Origin of the sequence: Devosia ureilytica, assembly GCF_024273195.1 — a bacterium.
In the GTDB taxonomy this organism is placed as follows: Bacteria; Pseudomonadota; Alphaproteobacteria; order Rhizobiales; family Devosiaceae; genus Devosia; species Devosia ureilytica.
This window is the reverse complement of sequence record NZ_JAMZCU010000006.1, coordinates 200,892-219,573: the sequence shown is the minus strand read 5'-3', so window position 1 is coordinate 219,573 and position 18,682 is coordinate 200,892. Positions and strand designations below refer to the sequence as shown.

Here is an 18,682-nt window from a genome sequence, read left to right as displayed (position 1 = left end):
ATGGAATCCATCGTCAGGCCAGCGCCGGTACTGGCGGCTTTTTCGATCCTGCTGAGCGTCGCTTTTCTAATTATGGGTAATGGTTTGCAACTGATGCTCCTGCCCATTCGCGGCGGCTTGGAGGGATTCAGCGCTCTCCAGATCGGCCTGCTTGGATCGGGCTACTTCTTTGGATTTGTGCTCGGTTGCGCCTTCACGCCCCGCATGATCATGCGGGTGGGTCATATCCGCACCTTCGCGGCACTGGTGGCAATCGCGTCTGCGGCTGCACTGGGCTATCCGATGGCGGTCGAGGCGATTGTCTGGATCATCCTTCGGCTGATCACCGGCTTCTGTTTAGCCGGCCTCTACCTAGTGGTTGAAAGCTGGCTCAACGACCAGGCCACCAATGAAACACGCGGGGGTCTTATCTCAACCTACGTGACGGTAAATTTCACGGTCATCACCATCGGGCAGATGATGGTCACGTTGTTCCTTCCCTCCTCATTTATCCTATTCTCCATCGCTTCGGTTCTGGTCTCGCTCGCCGCGGTGCCCATTGTCATGACCCGATCAAGCCAGCCGCCTCCAGTTACCGTGGTTCGTTTTCGTCCGATGCAGATGTTTCGTCTATCGCCAACAGGAACTGTCGCAATTTTCATTATCGGACTGGCAACGGGTTCGTTTTGGGCCTTGGCCCCAGCCTATGCTAGCACTGTCAGCGGCGACATCAGCGACGCAGCCTGGTTCATGAGTGCGGCTGTCCTGGGCGGCGCGATAGCGCAGCTGCCGGCCGGCCGAATATCCGACCACGTGGATCGCCGCAAAGTCCTTATCGGCCTCGCGCTACTTTGCGTCACAGTGGGGGCTGCGCTCTGGCTCACGTCAGGCACCAAGCTCGCCTGGTTTGCATTGGCGGCAGCTTTTGGAGCCGGTCTCCTGCCGAGCTATGCCATTGCGGCTGCCCACGTTTTTGATTTCGCAGATCGATCCGATTACGTCGAAATCTCTGCGGGTCTGCTGCTGCTCAATGGCATAGGTTCAACTATCGGCCCACTGCTGTCCTCGGCCAGCATGGAACTTCTAGGCAACCCAGGGTTTTTCATGGCCAATGCGGTAATCCAGATCGTGCTGATGGGGTATGTCGGCTTCAGGCTCAGTCGCCGAGAAGGGCTTCGCATCGAGGAAAAACAGACGTTCGACCTTGGCACGAGCGCCGCCGTGTCCGTTGTCGGTGATGAGGACGCTGTGCACCTCAGTGATCTCGTCGTGCATGAGCCGAACTGATTTTGACTTCGTGCAAAGTAGCACGAGCAAGTCGTCGTCCGTCCAAATGGCGAAAAATTCTAGGATTTTTAGAGCGTTTGGTGCTGTAGCAGGCGCCACCAACGCCGTGAGTTGAGACCAAAGCTGCGCGTTGAACTTAGTCGCCAGTATCGAGGCCTATGGTGTGGGCTTCAGGCTCGCCAAGCAATTTCAGCTCCACCTCGGGTCCGCTCATAACAGTGTTGGTAGCAGTCTTCGCAAGAAAGACGCGTTCTATTCGGCATCGCGGCATCGCGGCATCGCGGCATCGCGGCATCGCGGCATCGCGGCATCGAAGGGTTGGCGCTTCGCCCTGCCGCGTCAATAGGATTTACTAAAAATGCTTAGTCTGTCCGCGTCTTTTTGCGCAGTACGAAGTCTGGATATTCCGGCGCCAGCACCGCATAACCCGGACGTCCCTGCCCCACAAGATAAGTGTCGAGCAAGAGATTGATGAGCAGGCTCACGCTCATCCGATTGGCCTGGGCCAATGCCGCCACTTCTGCCAGGACCGCACGGGGAATGCGGCAACTGGTCCGGGCGATGGCATCGTCATCGATGGCAGCCGGAACGATGTCGACTTCGGCGTCCATGGCTGCCTTCAGCATCTTGAACAGGCTTGGCTGATCTGTTTCTGTCTTGGGTTCTCGCGTCATGGCTGTACCAATCCCGATTTTGCGCGGGCCTGTTGGATCGCCATGTCGATCTGCCGAAACACGCGGTCAAAATTCTCCTTGGCCGGATGAGCGCCCTTATACTCGAGCACACCGCGCCCAAAGGCATAGGCGCGGCGATAGCCTGCCAACTGCTGAATCGCGGTCGGCAGGAAGGGTTTGAACCGCGCAAACTCTTTTACGAGTTGGCCGAGTTCACCTGTCATCTCACGGGTAGCTTCGTTGAAAACCACGAGATGCGAAATATTCCTTACCTTCGCGACCCTCACGAAACGATCCAGTTCCGACAAATCCTGATGTGAAGGCTTGGCTGGAGAAATCAGCATGTCCGCGATGGCCATCACGGGTGCTGCGGCACGGTCATCGCGTCCCGCCATGTCAATGAGCACGACATCATACTGTCCGATGACCTCAGCCAGCTTGTCGAGAATTTCGACCGTCGGCCAGGTCACCACCTTCGGACCCATGAGCCCTGCAGGTCTCGGCCACTTGCTTACCGTCTTCTGTTCGATATCTGCATCCACGACAAGCACCCGCTGCTTCCGTAGCCCATAACCGATCGCCATGTTGATTGTGAGGGTCGACTTCCCGCACCCACCCTTCCCATTTGCGATGACGGCGACGATGGAGCCGGCCTTGCGCCGGGCGTTGATGATGTCAACGGCCCGATGGCCGGGCGCCATGGGCAGACCGGTCCCGAAAGCCAATTGGGACAAGATGGGTCGACGCACAAAGGCACCTCTTGATATTATTCTTAATCGATATAAGATTAAGCAAGCACATATAGGAGTCAAGCGCGATCATGTTCTTCTTGTTTCTCGGCGCCCGCGAGCCATTCGACAGTCCCCAACTGGAAAACGTCGCGCACGCGCTCCACATTGTTCAACTCCGCTATCCGACCATGAGCCTGGGGCAGCTATCCACGCTATTGCGTGTGGGGCTGGTTCCGGACAGGGAAGGGCAGTTTGTCTCCGTCTCGGACGTCGTGGCTCATGCTCCCGGTCAGAAGTATCCGACGATAGCCAGACAGATCGATCAGCTTTGCGATGGCACTGAAAGCCGCCCGGGGCTGCGCTTGCTTGAAAAGCAGAGCGATCCCAAGGATCGACGTAACCGATACGTCGCCGTTTCCGAGCGGGGCAAGAACCTACTCTACGAACTCGACCTCGTCCTGGCACCCGAGATCGTCCAGACTATCGGCCAGCCCAGATCGGCGGAGGCTTGAGGACAGAAATGACAAATACTGCGAACTCAGGCTCCGACCGCAAACCCGGCAAGCACGATCCGACCGAGCTTCGAAAACGTCTAAAGGTCTTGTTGGGGGATGATGCCCTCGCCTATGTCGATCTAGACTTGCCCAATCAACCCGCCCGGGACGAGGCTCGAGAAAAACATAATGCCCGCACTGCCCACTATAAGCAGACCCAGGCGTTGCAGCTCGCACCCGATAGCGAAGCGGTCCGAATTGCCGCGTCCAATGTTTTGTTGACTCTGGTCCGCGACAAGGGGGACGCCGCCGCCATCCTTCGTGCCTTGTCAATCAGGGAACTATTGGAGGCGGGCTACGACGAAGCGGAGGGCCACATAGCGTTCCAGCGACTCATGGACGAGCTAGAAGACCTTCGCGCTGCCTGGTATCTCCGGACCCGTCAAAAGCTCAGCCGAGCGGTCGTAAAACAGCTGCGGGAACTGAATCAGTAACGCGTTGCCATCGCGCCCGGTGCGATCACCGGGTGCGAGGAGGTAACGGGGGTGTCGAAAAGAAAATGTCACCGGGTGCGCAATATCGACAGCCGGAGGGATTGCCGAAGCCAGCATGGTGGATGCGAAGGCATCGGAGAAGGAGGCGGCACATGCGAGGCGGCAGAACCAAGATCGCGGGCTCCCGAGTCGGAAAGAACGGTCTGAACACACGCGGAATAGGCACTAGCTCGGCGTGATGGTCGCTCCCGATTGACGCGCTACACCGGCGTCGATGGTCTGATCGTTCTTCGCCGGACAAACTTGGAGCGACCAAGCAACCCGCAGATGGCACATCGGCCGAACGCACTCGGCCCTGGCTCTTCAACCGGTTCTTAACCGCCATGACGGTCCGATCGGCAAGACGACCTTGTCGATCCGCCGACCTCGTCGCGAGTCCGGTCCTTGCGCAGATAGCCGCGATGAACCTTTGAGATCTTAACCTCGGTGCGTTCGTCGCGACCAATCGTCTTCAAGATGGTGTATGGATCGATATGCGCATCGTGACAGGTCTAGATGAAGAAGCCCCGAAACGAACGAAAAGTCAGCTTGCGCTGTCGCCATTCGACGACGCCGAGATCACCGCTATCACCTCCTGCCGGTCTAAAGTGGCAGCGCCAGTCGACACCATCGCTACTCGTCGGAAAAAAGATCTTTGCCGATGATCACCCCTATTGGGCGCCGCTTGCCACAGTTCATACTGGCATGTGGGTGACCGAGATCGGTCTTCTCGAATTCGGTCAGCTACAGGACTGATGCGGTCGCCCGACCCTGGTATTGGAGTTGGCGGAGGATGCGAACCAAGAAGACGGTACGCGTGGCTACAAGACCGGCAATGCACTGCGTCATGTGCCGATCCACCTGCAATTCACTAAAATTGGTTCTTTCGATTTCTGCGAACATCGGCGCGAAAAGGGCCACAAAAGGCCGTTTACGGGTTTCCGCTCCCGGTCTTCGCTGCCCTGGACCACGGCGCGATGTCCCGAGTTAGGATCCAAGGCAACAACCGGATTGGGCGACGCTCAATGTGGGCGGACACCATGGGCAGCTTGAGAAGATGGGGCATCTGCCCCTTGATGCTCAGAGGATTACAGTAGCGCTCTGTCGTTTCCGATTCACCGCCATGACCAAGTAAGTCCGCCCGGAATTCTTTCAGCACTTCCCCCTGCTTCAGCTCGTCTCCAAAGAAATGACGGATCTGATGCGGCGTAAATCCAACAGCACGCAAGGACGGCAGCATCTGGTCGTAAAGCCGGTCGCCCAAGGGGCTTTTCGTAGACGGCGAGAAGAGGTCAGGAAACAGACGCCGGTAACCGAGCGCCTTGATTGCCTCTACATAGTCGAGAAAACCAAGCCGAACGATCTCGGGATGGAGCGCCAGATTGCGCACCGATTGCAAATTCTTGATGCGGCGGAAATCGTTGGGCGCGATGTGGATATAAGGAATGTCGCCATTGTCGGTGATGACATCGTCGACAGCCAAACCGCAATATTCCTCGCGCCGCGCCCCCGCGTAGGTGGCCAGCAGCGAGCAGAAGAATTCCGCCCGGTGAAAGAACTCAGGGCCGGGCGTATTAATATCGTCCCAGCTTGCGCATCCCGTGAATATCGGCCGCAGAAACAGCTTTTCGACTGCCGCCTTGTCTGGGACTGCACGCTGGTCGCGGCCGCGCTTGTTCCTGCGCGCGCGGAAGGCCGTCGTCGACAGCGATGGATCGATGGCAAGACCCAGGCCGGTGCGCGCATAGACGATCAACTGGCCCAAGAAGGTCAGATGGCGGTTGCGCGTGGCGCCCTGGAGGGCGCCGTGTTTTGGCACTTGCGCTCCTGCAAGCGACCGGATTTCCGTGATCGAGCGCTCGGTGTCCCTGATGCTTTTCCCGAAATTCGCATGCAGCCCGCGCAGAAAGCTATCGAACCCAGCCAGATGCGGCTGGCGCACCAGACATAAGTCGTCAAGGCCATGGACCTCACGGAGATAGCGGTCGAAAAGCGTGAAGATGAACCGCGCCTGGCGGCAGGTCTTGTCGTCCCACTCACTATCCTGCCGGCGCTTGCTTTCGAGCGCGGCCGACACGAAGGCAATGGTGCTTGAGGTACCAACCGCAGCAGCTTCAACGGTTGCCTCTACGTTCGCCGACGGAGTTCCCTCCGGTGGCACGCCCGCTGCAAGGGCTCCTTGCAACTGCGCATGATCCAGCGATGGTATTGGCGGGTCCGCCGGACCAACCGCACCATCGGAACCGGCGTTCCGAACCTCCTCGATCAGCGCGGCGAAATCCAGTTCGGATGCGACCGCGTCGCCATATCGATCCCCGGCGGCGAGCAGAGCGGCCCCCAAGGCGCGCAGATAGATCGGCTGGGCCCGTGTCAGGTTGACGGCGTTAGCCTCAGCACCGGCGTTCATCACATGACCGGCAAGACGCTGCCGCGAAATCTTAATGCCCCTGTCGTCCCGCAGGCGCTCGAGGTGTTCGAAGACCTTGACGAGGAAACCGGTATCGTGGCCGTTTTTGATCCATTTCTGCTGCTCGGGCAGTGGAAACCGCGCGCTCGCGCCCTGTTCGGCCAGAAGCGTATAGGCAATACCCTGCGCGACTTCGTCCTCGAGCAGCACCGATCGCTCGGCGGTGGGGTTCGCCCGTTCGATATCCGCCAGAAGGCCAAGCTTGGCCTGATGCTCGGTGAGCGCGGCCTTGAAGATGTCGGCCATCTGTTCGCGGCTCAACTGCTGCGTCTCATTCATGAAAACCTCCATCGCCAGCGCGTCGAGTGGCGGGACCAGCCGGCGCGCAATGGCGACGTCCTTGGTTCTGAGGTTCACCTTGACATGAGAGATTCGCAAGCGGTTTGCGAGATGAGTCGGCAACCGGCGCTGCCAGTAGTAGACAGCGCCCCGACGACAAAGGTGTGGTCCACGACCCATGATACCTGCCTTAGTAGTGCAGGCCTGTACCCCAGTTACTGCGAATCCAAGTTTCGGCTTGGCGCGCCAATAGGACGCAAAAGCTTGAAACGCAGGGGCAACGGGGCGGGAGCGAGAAATCTGGCTGGGGCGCCAGGATTCGAACCTGGGAATGCCGGTACCAAAAACCGGTGCCTTACCGCTTGGCGACGCCCCAACTTGGCGCGGTTCCTACACCGTTCGGCGGCACTGCGCAACTCGATCTGAGGCCAGAGAAAAGGTTGTGGGAACCGCTTGAACAGCGCCCGGACCGCAGCTATAAAGCCGCCACATCGTGACGGGGGCGGATTTCTGACCGCCCAGGTTTTCCCGACATGTCGCGACCCTGACGGAGTATAGCGCAGCCTGGTAGCGCACCTGCTTCGGGAGCAGGGGGTCGAGTGTTCGAATCACTCTACTCCGACCAATCAACCCCGGCCTCTCGCGAGGTCGGGGTTTTTTATGCCGACACGGTCGGCATGCCAGCATGAAAAAAGGGCCGGCGTTTCCACCGGCCCTTTTCACAATCTGCGGGTCGCGCTTAGCGCTTGGAGCCGATCAGGCCCCACAGCCCGGTCACCGAAAGGGCCGCGAAGGCCATCTTCAGCGTGTCCCAGACGAGGAAGGGCTGGACGGCCTTGGCGAAGGCCGAAGCGACGACGTTGGTCTGGTCAACCCAGGCGGCCTGACCGGCCATGGCCACCAGCCAGGCAAAGCCGAAGGCATAGAGCACAATCGTGGCCACCATCATGGCGCCGAACAGGGTGAAGGGGCGGTTGGAGGCGCCACGGTCGGCGGCGTAGCCGATGATAGCGGCCTGGGCGAGGAAGCCGATCAGGAAGCCGCCGGTGGGGCCGACGAGATAGGCAAGCCCGCCGCCAGTGGCGAAGACCGGCAAGCCCATTGCGCCCTCAAGCAGGTAGGCGGCAACGGTAGCAACGCCGATGCGCATGCCAAAGGCAGCGGCAAGGGCGGCGATGGCAAAGCTCTGCAGCGTCACCGGCACGGGCCAGACCGGCACGTTGACCTTGGCGGCAGCGGCGATCAGCATCGTGCCCAGCAGCACGATTGCAGCATTGGTTGCCAGCTTGGCAACGTCGCTCTTGGGCTGGAATGCACCGAGCAGCGTGTTGGGCGTGGTCAAAGTCACAGCCATTTCATACCTTCCATGCTTGAAGTGAACCGCGTCGTCCCTCATGGCGAGCGCTGTTCCGACCCCAGCTTCTTACTTTCTCGTTACCAGCAGCGCAATGGCAACCACCTCCCCGACCCCGCACTACGACACCGATTTTTTGCCGCAAACGGGCGAGCCAATCGCGCAATTGCCTGGCGTTGTGCGGGTCACGGCACCCAATGCCTCGGCCTATACGTTTACGGGCACCAACACCTTCCTTGTGGGGCATGATCGGCTGGCGCTGGTCGATCCCGGACCACTGGATGCGGCCCATGAAACGGCGCTGCTGGCCGCCATGGACGGGCGCGCGGTGACGGCAATCCTGCTCACCCACACCCATCGCGATCACAGCGCCTCGGCGCGCCGTCTGGGGGACAGGCTGGGGGCACCACTCTGGTTTGGTGGCCCCCACCGGCTGTCGCGGCCGCTGCGCCGTTTTGAGCGCAACCCGATTCGCAAATCCTGCGACTGGGACCTGGTGCCGGACCGCACGCTGCTTGATGGCGAAATCATCGCTGCGGGCGATCTCGAGCTTTCCGTGCATGCAACGCCCGGACACTGCGCCAATCACCTTGCCTTCGGGATTGTCGGCACCGACAACCTGCTCTCGGGAGACCATGTGATGGGCTGGAATTCGACGCTTGTCTCGGTGCCGGATGGCTCCATGGCGGATTATCTGGCTTCGCTCGACAAGGTCATCGCCCTGCCCTATTCGCGCTATCTGCCCGCCCATGGCGGCCCCATTGCCGATGGCAAGGCGCATGCCAGGGCGTTGTGGGCGCACCGGCAGATGCGGAATAAACAGGTGCTCGCAGCGGTCAGGCATGGTGCGCACAGGATCGGCGCGGTAGCCGATGCGATCTATCCGACCCAACCGGTAAAGGTGCGCATCGCGGCGCGCATGACGATCATGGCGCATGTGGAATATTTGGAAGGGCTGGCGCTCCTGCGCGTGAAGCGCGGACTATTCGGAGTGCGGTTGGAGCTCGCTTGAACTCTGGCCCCTCCCTCCCCTTGATGGGGAGGGTAGCGTCGCTCGGTCCGCAGGACCGTAGCAAAGCTGGTTGGGGTGGCCTCGTTCAGGGGCCCGTGTGCGTGTGACACCCCACCCTCATTCCCTCCCCATCAAGGGGAGGGAGGCGATGAACGCGGGCTTGGTTGCTAGACTTAATTCCTTTGAAACCCAACCGCCCCTTCGCGGCCCGTCTGGCCGCGGTGGCGCAGCATGTGGTCGGCCAGCACCAGCGCCATCATGGCTTCGCCCACCGGCACGGCGCGAATGCCGACACAGGGGTCGTGCCGGCCCTTGGTGATGATGTCGGTATCCTCATTGGCCGTGGTGACCGTCTGGCGCGGGGTGAGGATGGATGAGGTCGGCTTGACCGCGAAGCGGCACACAACCGGATCGCCATTGGACACACCGCCCAGAATGCCGCCGGCGTGGTTGGAGAGGAAATAGGGTTTGCCCTCGCCCGCCCGCATCTGGTCGGCGTTTTCGACACCCGTGAGGCCTGCCGCCTCGAACCCCGCCCCGATTTCGACCGCCTTGACTGCATTGATGCTCATCATGGCGGAGGCCAGATCGGCGCTCAACTTGCCATAGATGGGCGCGCCCCAACCTGCGGGCACACCTTCGGCGACAACCTCGATGACAGCACCCACCGAATTGCCTTCCTTGCGAAGCGCATCGAGATAATCGGCCCACAGAACGGCTGCTTTCGCGTCGGCGCAGAAGAATGGGTTCGTTCCGACCGTCTCCCAATCGAAATTGGCATAATCGATCTTGTGCGGTCCCATCTGCACGAGACTGGCGCGGATGGTCACGCCAGCGAGCACCTGGCGGGCCACAGCGCCTGCCGCAACGCGGGCCGCGGTTTCGCGCGCCGAGGTGCGGCCGCCGCCACGATAGTCGCGGATGCCGTATTTCTGGTCATAGGTATAGTCGGCGTGGCCCGGACGATATTTGTCGCGGATTTCCGAATAGTCTTTCGAGCGCTGGTCGGTGTTTTCGATCAACAGCGAAATCGGTGTGCCGGTGGTGCGCGGCCCGTCGGTACGTTCGTCCTCGAAGACGCCGGAGAGGATTTTCACCGCGTCGGCCTCGCGGCGCTGCGTCGTGAACTTGCTCTGACCAGGCTTGCGACGATCCAGATCACGCTGGATCATCTCAGGCGTCAGCGTCAGGCCGGGCGGACAACCGTCCACCACCACGCCCAGCGCCGGACCATGGCTTTCGCCCCAGGTGGTGAAACGGAAGAGATGCCCGAACGTATTGAAAGACATAGCGCAGCCCCTTGGGTTGAGGGCTTTCTAGGCAGGGCTGGGCGCCAGGTCAATCGACCTCGGCATCCCAGGTGTTGGTCGCGGAGTGGAGCGTCATCCGGCCACCGACGAAATGGGCGATTGCGCCCTGTGGCGGTGGCCAGTTGAGCACGTCGCTGCGTGGAGCGCCTTCCACCAGGTGCCGCAGCACCCGCAAGACGCCGCCATGGGCGACGACCACGGCGTGATGGGTCAGGGCGTGGGCAAAGTCGACGAGGCGCTCGGCGACGTCTTCATAGTTCTCGCCGTCCTGGGGCCGGAACTTCCAATAGCTTTCGTCGCGTTCACCGGGCGCCAGCGCCGCATGTTGGCTGGCGATTTCCGCATGCAGGCGTCCTTCGAATGTACCGAAGGAAATCTCGATCAGGCGCTTGTCGTGGATGACCGGTGGCAGCGCGACATCGAAGGCAGCGCGCATGCGGTCCATGGTTTCCGAAGCACGGCTCAGCGGCGAGGCAAACCAGTTGAGCGAGGTCGGATCGACGCCGTCGCGCTCCAGGAGCTGCCGCAACAGCACGCCATTGGCGTCTGCCTGCAACTGGCCGGTGCGGTTGAGCGGGATATCTCGGCTGCCCTGATAGCGTTGCTCGCGGTTCCAGTCGGTTTCACCGTGGCGCGCAAAATAGAAATCAGGCCAGTCGGGGGTGGTCATGGTCACATCCGCGCAGGCAAGGCGCGGCCTTTGCAAGTCTGGAGTCGTCGCTCCGCTTGTGGCACATGGGAGGTCGCGCGAGCAAGCGCATCACACTCAATGCTGATCTGTTCTGGATTGTTGCCATGCCCCTGACCGCCGCTCAAATCGCCGCCGCCCTTGTTGACCGCGTGGGCAGCGATGCGGTGGTGACGGATGCCGGCAAAATGGGCGCCTATCTCAACGAACCACGCAAGCGCTTCCATCAAGGCGCCGCCGCGGTGGTAACGCCGCCCAGCGTGGAGGCTGTGCAGTCGGTGATGGGCTGGGCGAACGAAAATCGCGTCGGCATCATCCCCCAAGGCGGCAATACCGGGCTGGTCGGCGCGCAGGTGCCGCTTCTGGGCAATGAAGTCATCCTCAGCCTCCACAAGCTCGACCGCATCCGCTCGGTGGACACAGCCGCCGGGGTGATGACGGCGGAGGCCGGTGTCATCCTCGAGAACGCCCACAGGGCCGCAGAGGCCGCGGGCGCCATGTTTCCGCTCTGGCTGGCCTCGCAGGGGTCGGCGCGCATAGGCGGCGTGCTCTCATCCAATGCCGGGGGCGTCAATGTGCTGGCCTATGGCAATGCGCGCGAGCTGACCATGGGGGTCGAGGCGGTGCTGGCCGATGGGCGGCTCTACAACGGCCTCAATGCCCTCAAAAAAGACAATACCGGCTATGACCTCAAGGACCTGCTTGTTGGCGCCGAGGGCACGCTGGGCATCATCACGGCGGCCAGTCTCAAACTCTATCCCCTGCCCGAAGACTATGAGACGGCCCTGGTCAATGTCGCCTCGCCCGAAGCGGCGCTCGACCTGTTCCAACTGATGCGCCAGCGCGTCGGATCGCGGCTCAACGCCTTCGAGCTGATCCCGCATATCGGCCTCGACATCCAGTTGCGCCACGGCATGCTCGATGCCGATCCCACCGCCAGCGCCTCGCCCTGGTACGCGTTGATCGACTTGACCCGCATGGCCGGCACCGAGCCAGGTTCCCTCCAAGCGGCGCTGGAAGCGGCTTTCGACGAAGAGCTGATAGCCGACGCAACCATCGCCGAGGCCCTGGCCGAGCGCACCCGCATGTGGGCCTTCCGCGAACAGATGAGCGAGTGCCAAAGCCGCGAGGGGGCCTCGATCAAGCATGACGTTTCAGTGCCCATCGCTGCGGTGCCGGCGCTGATTGCCGAAGGCACGGCCGCTGCCGAAAAGATCGCGCCCGGCATCCGCCCGGTGCCGTTTGGGCACATGGGCGACGGCAATATCCACTTCAACTTCTCCATGCCCGTGGGCGCTGATCCCAAGGCCTTCATGGCGCAATATGACGAGGCCATGCACGCGGCAATCTATGAGGTCGTCTTGCGCCATGGTGGTTCGGTCTCGGCCGAACACGGCATCGGGCAGCTCAAGGTGGACCTGCTCAAACAGGTGAAGGACCCGGTGGCGCTGGAAATGATGCGCGCCATCAAGACTGCACTTGATCCGCACGGGATTTTGAACCCGGGGAAGATGCTTGGATGACTCCAAAAGAGACCATCGTTCGACATGCCTATGAGCAAACCGCGGTGCGCCTTGCGAGACTCGCCTGCTTCGCAGAGACCGGAGAGGTTGGAGGATACTCGTACGAAGTGACATTTAGACAAGCACAGCTTGCTACAGACGATGTCCTAAATGTCGCGATCGCATGCAGGCGACTGATTGACTCCTTGTCGCTCCGGAACCTCTCGCTGACACGGCGCGTATCGGCTCTTTCTCCAGACACCTTATGGGCAGACGAAAAGACCAAGCCCGAAGATCAGACTTTGCACGATACATTGAACAAAGTCATCCACTCGTCATTCATCGAGATTTTTAGCTTTTCATATCAGATGAAGGACAATATTGACTTCACCTCCACCCTTGAAATGATCACAAACAGGGAGCTCTACAGGCTTAAGCCGGTATTATTCTTTAAGTCCGATAGGGGCCCAATGTCGTTTTGCGACCTGAGAGATTTATGTTTGGCCTTAGACGAGATACTCGACGCATCCCAAGAAGCAGCAGCGGAGCACAAGATTTTCCTGGGTGAGTTTTAGGTCACTCCTGTGTGCCTTCTTGCACCGGTTTCAAACACAGCCCATCTGTTCCTGCATGCTGCTCAAAGACATTCAATTTCTTGACGACGCCACGCGTCCTCCGATCCCCCGACTTGAGGGCCTGACCGATGCGCAGAAAGCGCCGGGCGAACACCTCAAGCAGATCCATGATCATCTGCGCGACAATATGGTGGTGCTCGGGCGCCTGATCGCCCGCGCCTCCGAAGGCAAGGCAACGGCCGAAGAGGTAAAAGCGGAAACCGCTGACCTCGTCATGGTCTCGAACTATCGCCGCTTCGGAACGCTCTGCGGACAATATTGCCAGTTCGTCCATGGCCACCACTCTATCGAGGATCAGGCGGTGTTCCCCGCCATTGCCGCGCAAGGCCCGGCCTTCAAGGCCATTGCCGACCGATTGCAGGCCGAGCATGTGGTGGTTCACACCCTCCTCGAAAAGCTGATCGACGCGCTCGTTGCCCTGGCTGATGCGCCGGGGGCTGACAATTTTGAGACCGCGGTCACCGTGTTTCGGGCGCTCGAAAAGGTGCTGCTCAGCCATCTCCACTACGAAGAAGACGCCATCGGCGACGCGCTGGGCTATTACGAGATCATGTGAGGGGACACCCCTCTATTCTTCCCCCATCGGGGAGAAGGTGGCGCGCAGCGCCAGATGAGGGGGATGCTTCAGCGAATATGGAGCGTTACCCCCCACCGACCTGCGCTTGGCTCCGGCCACCTCTCCCCGAGGGGGAGAGGAATGGCACTTTGCCTCAGAACAAATCCATCTGCCCGCCGCCGGCCACCTTTTTCGGCTTCGCCGCCGGGCGCTCCGGCTTGTCCAGCGATACTGGCTCGATCAGCCCCGGATCGTCATCTCGGGCCGAATTGACCCGTGTTGAAACGGGATGGAATTTCAGCACCCCATCCTCCAGCGGCAGCGCCATCTGGGCCGCCTCGGCACTACGGATGTCGCGCACATTGAGCCAGTCGTCCTGTTGATTTTCGCCCATCAGAATGGCCGGCATGCGGTCGTGAATTACTGACAGCTGCGGGTTGGCGGCGACAGTAATGGTGGCAACACTGTCGATCTCCTCGCCATTGGGCCCCATCCAGGTTGAATAGAGCCCCGCCAGCGCCATCGGCTGCCCATCGGCACGGGTGATGTAATAGGGCTGCTTTTTCTTGTCAGGACCGGTGTGCCATTCGTAATAACCGCTGGCCGGCACGATGCAGCGGCCGTGTTTCACCCGGTCGCGGAAAGCCGGCTTTTCAGCCATGCTCTCTGCGCGTGCATTGACCAATAGCGGAAACTCGCGCGGGTCCTTGACCCATCCGGGCACGAAGCCCCAGCGTGCAAAATGGGCCTCGCGCCGTCCCTCGGCCTCCCATATGGCCACGATGGGCTGGGTCGGCGCAATATTGTAGCGCGGCACGATCTCGACGCTGTTCAGAAGTTTGAACAGCTCTTCCATCATTTCGGGTGGCAGGGTCGAGGCATAGCGTCCACACATGGGCGTGTCTCCTTTACCAGTGCAGAGGTAGTCTCAGATTACCCGAATCGCAAACCAGTCGAACCGTTCCCGGCCATGACCGAACTTCCCAATGCCGCCAGCGTCGCGCTTGTCCGTGACAGCAAGGTTCTGCTGATCAAGCGCGCCTATGCGCCCTATCAAAACCTGTGGACCTTCCCGGGCGGGCGCATGGACCCCGGCGAAACGGTGGAGCAATGCGCGATCCGCGAGGTGCAGGAGGAGCTGGGCCTTGCCATCCGTAACCCCAAGCAGGCCCTGGTGCAGGCGCTGGGGCGTGACGGCACCTATCGGCTGGCCGTGTTTGCCACCACCGATTTTTCCGGCACGATCCGGCCGTCCGACGAAATCAGCGACCACAAATGGGCCGACCCCGGCATGCTCCTGGCGTTGCGCACCACGTCTCGCCTCGATGACGTGATCAGAGAGTGCTTCAAAGTCCTGGGGCTAAGCTGGTAGGAAGTGGGCATGATGGTTCCACCTCACAGACCCGTTCAGGTTCCCTTTAAATGCTGAAACGCGCGTTCATCTTGGCGGTCCTGGCCCTGTCCCTGGCCAATCCCGCCCTCGCCGTCGACCCGCCTTATCAGCGGCAGATGGAGCGGCTGGCCGAGATCATGGGGAGCCTCTACTTCCTGCAGCCGCTATGCGAGGCCGGCGATGAGGACTGGCGCGCACAGGCCGCCGAGCTGATCGATCTCGATGAACCTGACGAGGATCGGCGGCAGCGCCTGGCCGGCGCATTTAACACCGGATACACCGCATTTTCCAGGTTTCACCGCCATTGCACCCCGGCTTCACAGGAGGCGCTGGCGCGGCTTTTGAGCGAGGCACAGCGGCTGGCGCGGGACATTCATACGCGGTTTGCCGAATAGGCGACGCGGGTCAGTCCATGCAATTGCCTACCCGCCGTTAACCTTCGGCTTACTTCCTCCATTGAGCGGAGACCGGGGCATGCTATGCCCGGACCCATGAGCACGACCAAATCCCTTTTTTCGCCCGCGTCGGGGATCGGCCCGTTCGACCGCAACCAGTCGGAGCGGCAGCTGGCCCTCGAATATCTGGCGGAAGCCTGGAACAGCGCCGAGGAAGACGGTCTCGAATCCGCGTCGTTAGCGCATGCCTCGCTGTTTGCGGCGCTCGCCACCTTCGTCAAGATGCATGGCGACGAGGCCACGGCCGATCTGATCGAACAGCTCCCCGAGCGCATCCGCAACGGCGAATACAATCTCGACCGGATCTTGCAGTAGCCAGCCCGCGGTTCGCTGCCTGCCCCTACCCCGCCAGCGATTCCAGGAAGCGCATCGGCTGACCCTGGCTCGGGGTCACCAGTTCGCCCTGCCACATTACCGTGTTGCCGCGCACAATGGTGCCAACCGGCCAGCCAGTGACGGTCACGCCATCATAGGGCGTCCAGCCGGCGCGGCTCCTGATCCACTCATTGGTAATGGTCTCGCGCCGTTTCATATCGACAATGGTGAGGTCGGCATCATAACCGACGGCGATACGGCCCTTGCCTGCAATCCCGAACAGGCGATTGGGGCCGTGGCTGGTCATATCGACAAAGCGCTGCAGCGACAGGTTCCCGGCATTGACGTGGTCGAGCATGGTCGGCACCAGCGTCTGCACCCCGGTCATGCCTGAATGACTGGCCGGATAGGCATGGTCCTTTTCCTCCCGCGTATGGGGCGCGTGGTCTGAGCCGAGGATATCGGCGACACCATTGGCCACGCCCTTCCAGATACCTTCCCGGTGCGACTTGTCGCGCACTGGCGGGTTCATCTGGGCATAGGTGCCCAGGCGGGTATAGGCCGTTTCGTCGAGTGTCAGGTGATGTGGCGTCACCTCGACGCTGGCTACATCCTTGTGATCGGCGAGATAGACGATCTCTTCCTTGGTCGAGATATGCAGCACGTGGATGCGCTTGCCGGTCTTGCGCGCGAGGTTGACCAGCCGCGTGGTACAACTCATCGCCACTTCCGGCGAGCGCCAGACTGGGTGGCTGGACGGATCGCCGGGAACGCGCAGATGCTTGCGCTCCTCGAGCATATATTCGTCCTCGGAGTGGAATGCAGCGCGTCGGGAAATGGCCCGAAGAATGGCTTCCACGCCGGCGTCGTCCTGCACCAGCAGCGAGCCGGTGGACGAGCCCATGAACACCTTTACGCCCGCACAACCGGGCAGCTTTTCGAGCATAGGCAGCTCGTCCACATTCTCGTGGGTTCCGCCGATATAGAAGGCGAAATCGCAGTGCATGCGGTTGGTGCCCGCGGCGATTTTGGCCTCAAAGGTTTCGCGGGTGGTGGTCAGCGGATTGGTATTTGGCATTTCAAACACACCCGTAACGCCGCCCATGACTGCGCCGAGCGAACCGCTCTCGAGGTCTTCCTTGTGGGTCAGGCCCGGCTCGCGGAAATGCACCTGGGTGTCGATGACGCCGGGCAGGATGTGCAGGCCTTTGCAATCGACGACTTCGGCTGCACTACCGTCGATTCGGCCCAGCGCGACGATCTTGCCTCCGGTCACCGCAATGTCTGCGAGACCTTCGCCGTCCTGATTGACCACGGTGGCGTTCTTGAAAATCGTATCATACTGCGCCATGTCTCGGGTCCCGCTGCTGGTCATCTCTCATGGCCGGTTTAGCATGGGCGTCCGACGAGGCAAGCCACCATGACCATTCATCTGCGCCCCGACCGCGCGCTGTTCCGGTTTTCCGGTCCCGATGCGCACCGCCTGCTCAACGATGTGGTCACGGGCGAAATTCCCAGCGCCGGAAACGGCGATGGGGAAAAGGCTGCCGCTTGGGCTCTTCTATCGCCGCAAGGCAAGATTCTGGCCGAGGGCTTGGCGGGACATGCAGAAGGCGCGCTCTGGCTCGACGTGCACCAATCGGTGGCCGACGATTTCTTCAAGCGGATGAAGATGTATCGCCTGCGAGCGCAGGTGGTGATCGACGATTTGCGTGAGTCCCATCGTGTCGGTTTTGCGCAGGATGCGGAACCCGATGGTATTCGCCACGCAGATCGGTTGGGGCCAATCAACATGGGATGGCGGGCGATATCGCCGGTGGACGCAACTGACGAATGGGTTCAGGACGACGCGCCATACCATCGCGAACGCATTGGCGCGGGCATTATGCATCAGGGCAACGACTTCCCGGCCAATGATGCTTTCGCCCATGATATTGGCCTAGACATTCTCGAGGGCATCGATTTTGCCAAGGGTTGCTATGTGGGACAGGAAGTCGTCTCGCGCATGAAGCATCGCGGTACGGCCCGCCGACGCCCGGTGATCCTCTCCGGCATTGACGCGCCTGCGGGTAGTGCTGTGATGGCCGGCGGGCGCGAGGCCGGTATCGTCGGACAGGTGGTAGACGGAACTGCGCTTGCCAGCGTGCGCCTTGACCGGATCACGGATCCGGCGGCGGTGACAGTCGGTGGCAAGCCGGTCGATATCGCTTTGCCTGTTTGGGCGACATACCGTCTGGGCGAAGTGATTGCAGAAGACGAGTGACTGAACTGTCTCGAATCGGACTATTGCTGGTGACAACAGTTCGCTAGCCCGTCTGATTGCCGATGTCCCGCCAAAGTGCCCGCGCCTGGCAGCGTATGCTGTCTGGTCGCCGTCTTGATATTCTTGATCCGTCCCCCGTCGATGTGGAGCTGTCCGACATCGCCCATGGGCTGGCGCGCGTTGCTCGCTGGAACGGGCAGACGCAGGGCGACTATCCGTTCTCGGTGGCCCAACATTCTGTGCTGGTGCTTGAGCTGTTTCGCGCGTCCAACCCCGACGCCAGCGCGGCGGCCCGGCTACAGGCGTTGCTCCACGACGCCCCCGAATATGTGATGGGCGACATCATCTCCCCGTTCAAGGCGGCAATGGGCGGCAATTACAAGGATGTCGAGAACCGCCTGCTGTCGGCCATTTTCCTGCGCTTTTCGCTGCCGGCCACGATGACGGCGGCACTGGCCAAGCTGATCAAGAAAGCCGACCGCGAGGCCGCTTTTTTCGAGGCGACGCATCTGGCCGGTTTTGATCCGAGCGAAGCGCGACGCCTATTTGGCGAACCGGGACAGTCAGCGTTTGACGTCGATGCTTTTGACCGGCTCATCCGTCCTTGGCCCACGCAGCAGGCGCATGAGCGTTTTATCGAAGCGTTTGAAACCATTAGCGGCTCCATCCCGCACGCCTGAGAACGCCTGTGCAGATTAACCCTAAGGTGATTTAGCCGTTCCGCAATCGAACAATCATGGTTACTGATCCGTTAA

20 protein-coding genes, 2 tRNA genes and 1 pseudogene are annotated in these 18,682 nt (G+C 60.9%); 13 read left to right on the top strand and 10 right to left on the bottom strand.

Annotated elements, in window-relative coordinates; translation table 11 throughout:
- Complete coding sequence (locus NIM87_RS16125) at nt 1–1,266, top strand: MFS transporter (RefSeq protein ID WP_254675721.1); 1,266 nt, start codon at nt 1–3, stop codon at nt 1,264–1,266.
- A gap of 362 nt (nt 1,267–1,628) precedes the next feature.
- Here the strand turns inward: NIM87_RS16125 and NIM87_RS16120 are convergent, their stop codons facing one another.
- Both NIM87_RS16120 and NIM87_RS16115 read right to left on the bottom strand, forming a co-directional pair.
- Nucleotides 1,629–1,940, bottom strand: a complete 312-nt coding sequence (locus NIM87_RS16120) for a hypothetical protein (RefSeq protein WP_254675720.1) — start codon at nt 1,938–1,940, stop codon at nt 1,629–1,631.
- Nucleotides 1,937–2,641: a division plane positioning ATPase MipZ gene (locus tag NIM87_RS16115; RefSeq protein ID WP_254675719.1), complete on the bottom strand. Its 705-nt coding sequence runs from the start codon at nt 2,639–2,641 to the stop codon at nt 1,937–1,939. The genes NIM87_RS16120 and NIM87_RS16115 overlap by 4 nt, the downstream gene beginning before the upstream one ends.
- Before the next feature lie 119 nt (nt 2,642–2,760).
- Here NIM87_RS16115 and NIM87_RS16110 point away from each other — a divergent pair, with 119 nt between their 5' ends.
- Nucleotides 2,761–3,183 carry a helix-turn-helix domain-containing protein gene (locus NIM87_RS16110; protein ID WP_254675718.1) on the top strand — a complete coding sequence of 141 codons (423 nt, stop codon included), beginning with the start codon at nt 2,761–2,763 and terminating at the stop codon, nt 3,181–3,183.
- A gap of 8 nt (nt 3,184–3,191) precedes the next feature.
- Nucleotides 3,192–3,659, top strand: a complete 468-nt coding sequence (locus tag NIM87_RS16105) for a hypothetical protein (RefSeq protein WP_254675717.1) — start codon at nt 3,192–3,194, stop codon at nt 3,657–3,659.
- A 970-nt stretch (nt 3,660–4,629) separates the two neighbouring features.
- On the opposite strand, the gene NIM87_RS16100 is transcribed toward NIM87_RS16105, so the two are convergent.
- The 3 genes and pseudogenes from NIM87_RS16100 to NIM87_RS16095 form a co-directional block, all read right to left on the bottom strand.
- Nucleotides 4,630–6,444, bottom strand: a complete 1,815-nt coding sequence (locus NIM87_RS16100) for a site-specific integrase (RefSeq protein WP_254675716.1) — start codon at nt 6,442–6,444, stop codon at nt 4,630–4,632.
- 12 nt (nt 6,445–6,456) lie between these two features.
- Nucleotides 6,457–6,624, bottom strand: a pseudogene (locus tag NIM87_RS18825) (DUF6538 domain-containing protein); the annotation flags it as partial.
- A gap of 121 nt (nt 6,625–6,745) precedes the next feature.
- Nucleotides 6,746–6,820: transfer RNA gene (locus tag NIM87_RS16095), tRNA-Gln, on the bottom strand.
- Between the two features lie 172 nt (nt 6,821–6,992).
- Between NIM87_RS16095 and NIM87_RS16090 the strand changes: the two genes are divergently transcribed.
- Nucleotides 6,993–7,069: transfer RNA gene (locus NIM87_RS16090), tRNA-Pro, on the top strand.
- A gap of 114 nt (nt 7,070–7,183) precedes the next feature.
- On the opposite strand, the gene NIM87_RS16085 is transcribed toward NIM87_RS16090, so the two are convergent.
- Nucleotides 7,184–7,798 carry a biotin transporter BioY gene (locus NIM87_RS16085; RefSeq protein WP_254675715.1) on the bottom strand — a complete coding sequence of 205 codons (615 nt, stop codon included), beginning with the start codon at nt 7,796–7,798 and terminating at the stop codon, nt 7,184–7,186.
- Nucleotides 7,799–7,892: 94 nt separating this feature from the next.
- Between NIM87_RS16085 and NIM87_RS16080 the strand changes: the two genes are divergently transcribed.
- The gene (locus tag NIM87_RS16080) at nt 7,893–8,810 is read left to right on the top strand and encodes an MBL fold metallo-hydrolase (protein ID WP_254675714.1); all 918 of its coding nucleotides are present in this window, start codon (nt 7,893–7,895) and stop codon (nt 8,808–8,810) included.
- A gap of 173 nt (nt 8,811–8,983) precedes the next feature.
- Here the strand turns inward: NIM87_RS16080 and aroC are convergent, their stop codons facing one another.
- Nucleotides 8,984–10,099, bottom strand: coding sequence for a chorismate synthase (gene aroC, locus NIM87_RS16075; protein WP_254675713.1), 1,116 nt, complete (start codon nt 10,097–10,099; stop codon nt 8,984–8,986).
- A 49-nt stretch (nt 10,100–10,148) separates the two neighbouring features.
- Nucleotides 10,149–10,790: a histidine phosphatase family protein gene (locus NIM87_RS16070; RefSeq protein WP_254675712.1), complete on the bottom strand. Its 642-nt coding sequence runs from the start codon at nt 10,788–10,790 to the stop codon at nt 10,149–10,151.
- Nucleotides 10,791–10,915: 125 nt separating this feature from the next.
- Between NIM87_RS16070 and NIM87_RS16065 the strand changes: the two genes are divergently transcribed.
- The 3 genes from NIM87_RS16065 to NIM87_RS16055 are packed head-to-tail and all read left to right on the top strand — an operon-like array spanning nt 10,916 to nt 13,501.
- On the top strand, nt 10,916–12,331 hold the full coding sequence (locus NIM87_RS16065) for an FAD-binding oxidoreductase (protein ID WP_254675711.1): 1,416 nt from the start codon (nt 10,916–10,918) through the stop codon (nt 12,329–12,331).
- Nucleotides 12,328–12,885 (top strand): hypothetical protein, encoded by a 558-nt coding sequence (locus NIM87_RS16060; protein ID WP_254675710.1) that lies wholly within the window; start codon nt 12,328–12,330, stop codon nt 12,883–12,885. Before NIM87_RS16065 ends, NIM87_RS16060 begins: the two co-directional genes overlap by 4 nt.
- A 55-nt stretch (nt 12,886–12,940) precedes the next feature.
- Nucleotides 12,941–13,501 (top strand): hemerythrin domain-containing protein, encoded by a 561-nt coding sequence (locus NIM87_RS16055; protein WP_254675709.1) that lies wholly within the window; start codon nt 12,941–12,943, stop codon nt 13,499–13,501.
- A gap of 154 nt (nt 13,502–13,655) precedes the next feature.
- Here the strand turns inward: NIM87_RS16055 and NIM87_RS16050 are convergent, their stop codons facing one another.
- Nucleotides 13,656–14,396, bottom strand: a complete 741-nt coding sequence (locus NIM87_RS16050; RefSeq protein ID WP_254675708.1) for an SOS response-associated peptidase — start codon at nt 14,394–14,396, stop codon at nt 13,656–13,658.
- A gap of 75 nt (nt 14,397–14,471) precedes the next feature.
- On the opposite strand from NIM87_RS16050, the gene NIM87_RS16045 reads away from it, so the two are divergent.
- The 3 genes from NIM87_RS16045 to NIM87_RS16035 all read left to right on the top strand — a co-directional run bounded on the left by NIM87_RS16045 (nt 14,472) and on the right by NIM87_RS16035 (nt 15,664).
- On the top strand, nt 14,472–14,873 hold the full coding sequence (locus NIM87_RS16045; RefSeq protein WP_254675707.1) for an NUDIX hydrolase: 402 nt from the start codon (nt 14,472–14,474) through the stop codon (nt 14,871–14,873).
- A 50-nt stretch (nt 14,874–14,923) separates the two neighbouring features.
- Nucleotides 14,924–15,289, top strand: a complete 366-nt coding sequence (locus NIM87_RS16040; RefSeq protein ID WP_254675706.1) for a TIGR02301 family protein — start codon at nt 14,924–14,926, stop codon at nt 15,287–15,289.
- 96 nt (nt 15,290–15,385) lie between these two features.
- Entirely contained in the window at nt 15,386–15,664 is a 279-nt protein-coding gene (locus NIM87_RS16035) for a hypothetical protein (RefSeq protein WP_254675705.1), read from the top strand.
- Between the two features lie 25 nt (nt 15,665–15,689).
- Here the strand turns inward: NIM87_RS16035 and NIM87_RS16030 are convergent, their stop codons facing one another.
- Complete coding sequence (locus NIM87_RS16030) at nt 15,690–17,015, bottom strand: dihydroorotase (protein ID WP_254675704.1); 1,326 nt, start codon at nt 17,013–17,015, stop codon at nt 15,690–15,692.
- Between the two features lie 69 nt (nt 17,016–17,084).
- Between NIM87_RS16030 and ygfZ the strand changes: the two genes are divergently transcribed.
- Nucleotides 17,085–17,927, top strand: coding sequence for a CAF17-like 4Fe-4S cluster assembly/insertion protein YgfZ (gene ygfZ, locus NIM87_RS16025; protein WP_254675703.1), 843 nt, complete (start codon nt 17,085–17,087; stop codon nt 17,925–17,927).
- Nucleotides 17,928–17,989: 62 nt separating this feature from the next.
- Complete coding sequence (locus NIM87_RS16020; RefSeq protein WP_254675702.1) at nt 17,990–18,607, top strand: HD family hydrolase; 618 nt, start codon at nt 17,990–17,992, stop codon at nt 18,605–18,607.
- Nucleotides 18,608–18,682: the final 75 nt, after the last annotated feature.

What these genes read in the sequence shown, in the direction of transcription:
- NIM87_RS16125 (WP_254675721.1), top strand. Translation starts at nt 1, where the DNA reads ATGGAATCCATCGTCAGGCCAGCGCCGGTACTGGCGGCTTTTTCGATC.
- NIM87_RS16120 (WP_254675720.1), bottom strand. Translation starts at nt 1,940, where the DNA reads ATGACGCGAGAACCCAAGACAGAAACAGATCAGCCAAGCCTGTTCAAG.
- NIM87_RS16115 (WP_254675719.1), bottom strand. Translation starts at nt 2,641, where the DNA reads ATGGCGCCCGGCCATCGGGCCGTTGACATCATCAACGCCCGGCGCAAG.
- NIM87_RS16110 (WP_254675718.1), top strand. Translation starts at nt 2,761, where the DNA reads ATGTTCTTCTTGTTTCTCGGCGCCCGCGAGCCATTCGACAGTCCCCAA.
- NIM87_RS16105 (WP_254675717.1), top strand. Translation starts at nt 3,192, where the DNA reads ATGACAAATACTGCGAACTCAGGCTCCGACCGCAAACCCGGCAAGCAC.
- NIM87_RS16100 (WP_254675716.1), bottom strand. Translation starts at nt 6,444, where the DNA reads ATGAATGAGACGCAGCAGTTGAGCCGCGAACAGATGGCCGACATCTTC.
- NIM87_RS16085 (WP_254675715.1), bottom strand. Translation starts at nt 7,798, where the DNA reads ATGGCTGTGACTTTGACCACGCCCAACACGCTGCTCGGTGCATTCCAG.
- NIM87_RS16080 (WP_254675714.1), top strand. Translation starts at nt 7,893, where the DNA reads ATGGCAACCACCTCCCCGACCCCGCACTACGACACCGATTTTTTGCCG.
- aroC (WP_254675713.1), bottom strand. Translation starts at nt 10,099, where the DNA reads ATGTCTTTCAATACGTTCGGGCATCTCTTCCGTTTCACCACCTGGGGC.
- NIM87_RS16070 (WP_254675712.1), bottom strand. Translation starts at nt 10,790, where the DNA reads ATGACCACCCCCGACTGGCCTGATTTCTATTTTGCGCGCCACGGTGAA.
- NIM87_RS16065 (WP_254675711.1), top strand. Translation starts at nt 10,916, where the DNA reads ATGCCCCTGACCGCCGCTCAAATCGCCGCCGCCCTTGTTGACCGCGTG.
- NIM87_RS16060 (WP_254675710.1), top strand. Translation starts at nt 12,328, where the DNA reads ATGACTCCAAAAGAGACCATCGTTCGACATGCCTATGAGCAAACCGCG.
- NIM87_RS16055 (WP_254675709.1), top strand. Translation starts at nt 12,941, where the DNA reads ATGCTGCTCAAAGACATTCAATTTCTTGACGACGCCACGCGTCCTCCG.
- NIM87_RS16050 (WP_254675708.1), bottom strand. Translation starts at nt 14,396, where the DNA reads ATGTGTGGACGCTATGCCTCGACCCTGCCACCCGAAATGATGGAAGAG.
- NIM87_RS16045 (WP_254675707.1), top strand. Translation starts at nt 14,472, where the DNA reads ATGACCGAACTTCCCAATGCCGCCAGCGTCGCGCTTGTCCGTGACAGC.
- NIM87_RS16040 (WP_254675706.1), top strand. Translation starts at nt 14,924, where the DNA reads ATGCTGAAACGCGCGTTCATCTTGGCGGTCCTGGCCCTGTCCCTGGCC.
- NIM87_RS16035 (WP_254675705.1), top strand. Translation starts at nt 15,386, where the DNA reads ATGAGCACGACCAAATCCCTTTTTTCGCCCGCGTCGGGGATCGGCCCG.
- NIM87_RS16030 (WP_254675704.1), bottom strand. Translation starts at nt 17,015, where the DNA reads ATGGCGCAGTATGATACGATTTTCAAGAACGCCACCGTGGTCAATCAG.
- ygfZ (WP_254675703.1), top strand. Translation starts at nt 17,085, where the DNA reads ATGACCATTCATCTGCGCCCCGACCGCGCGCTGTTCCGGTTTTCCGGT.
- NIM87_RS16020 (WP_254675702.1), top strand. Translation starts at nt 17,990, where the DNA reads ATGTCCCGCCAAAGTGCCCGCGCCTGGCAGCGTATGCTGTCTGGTCGC.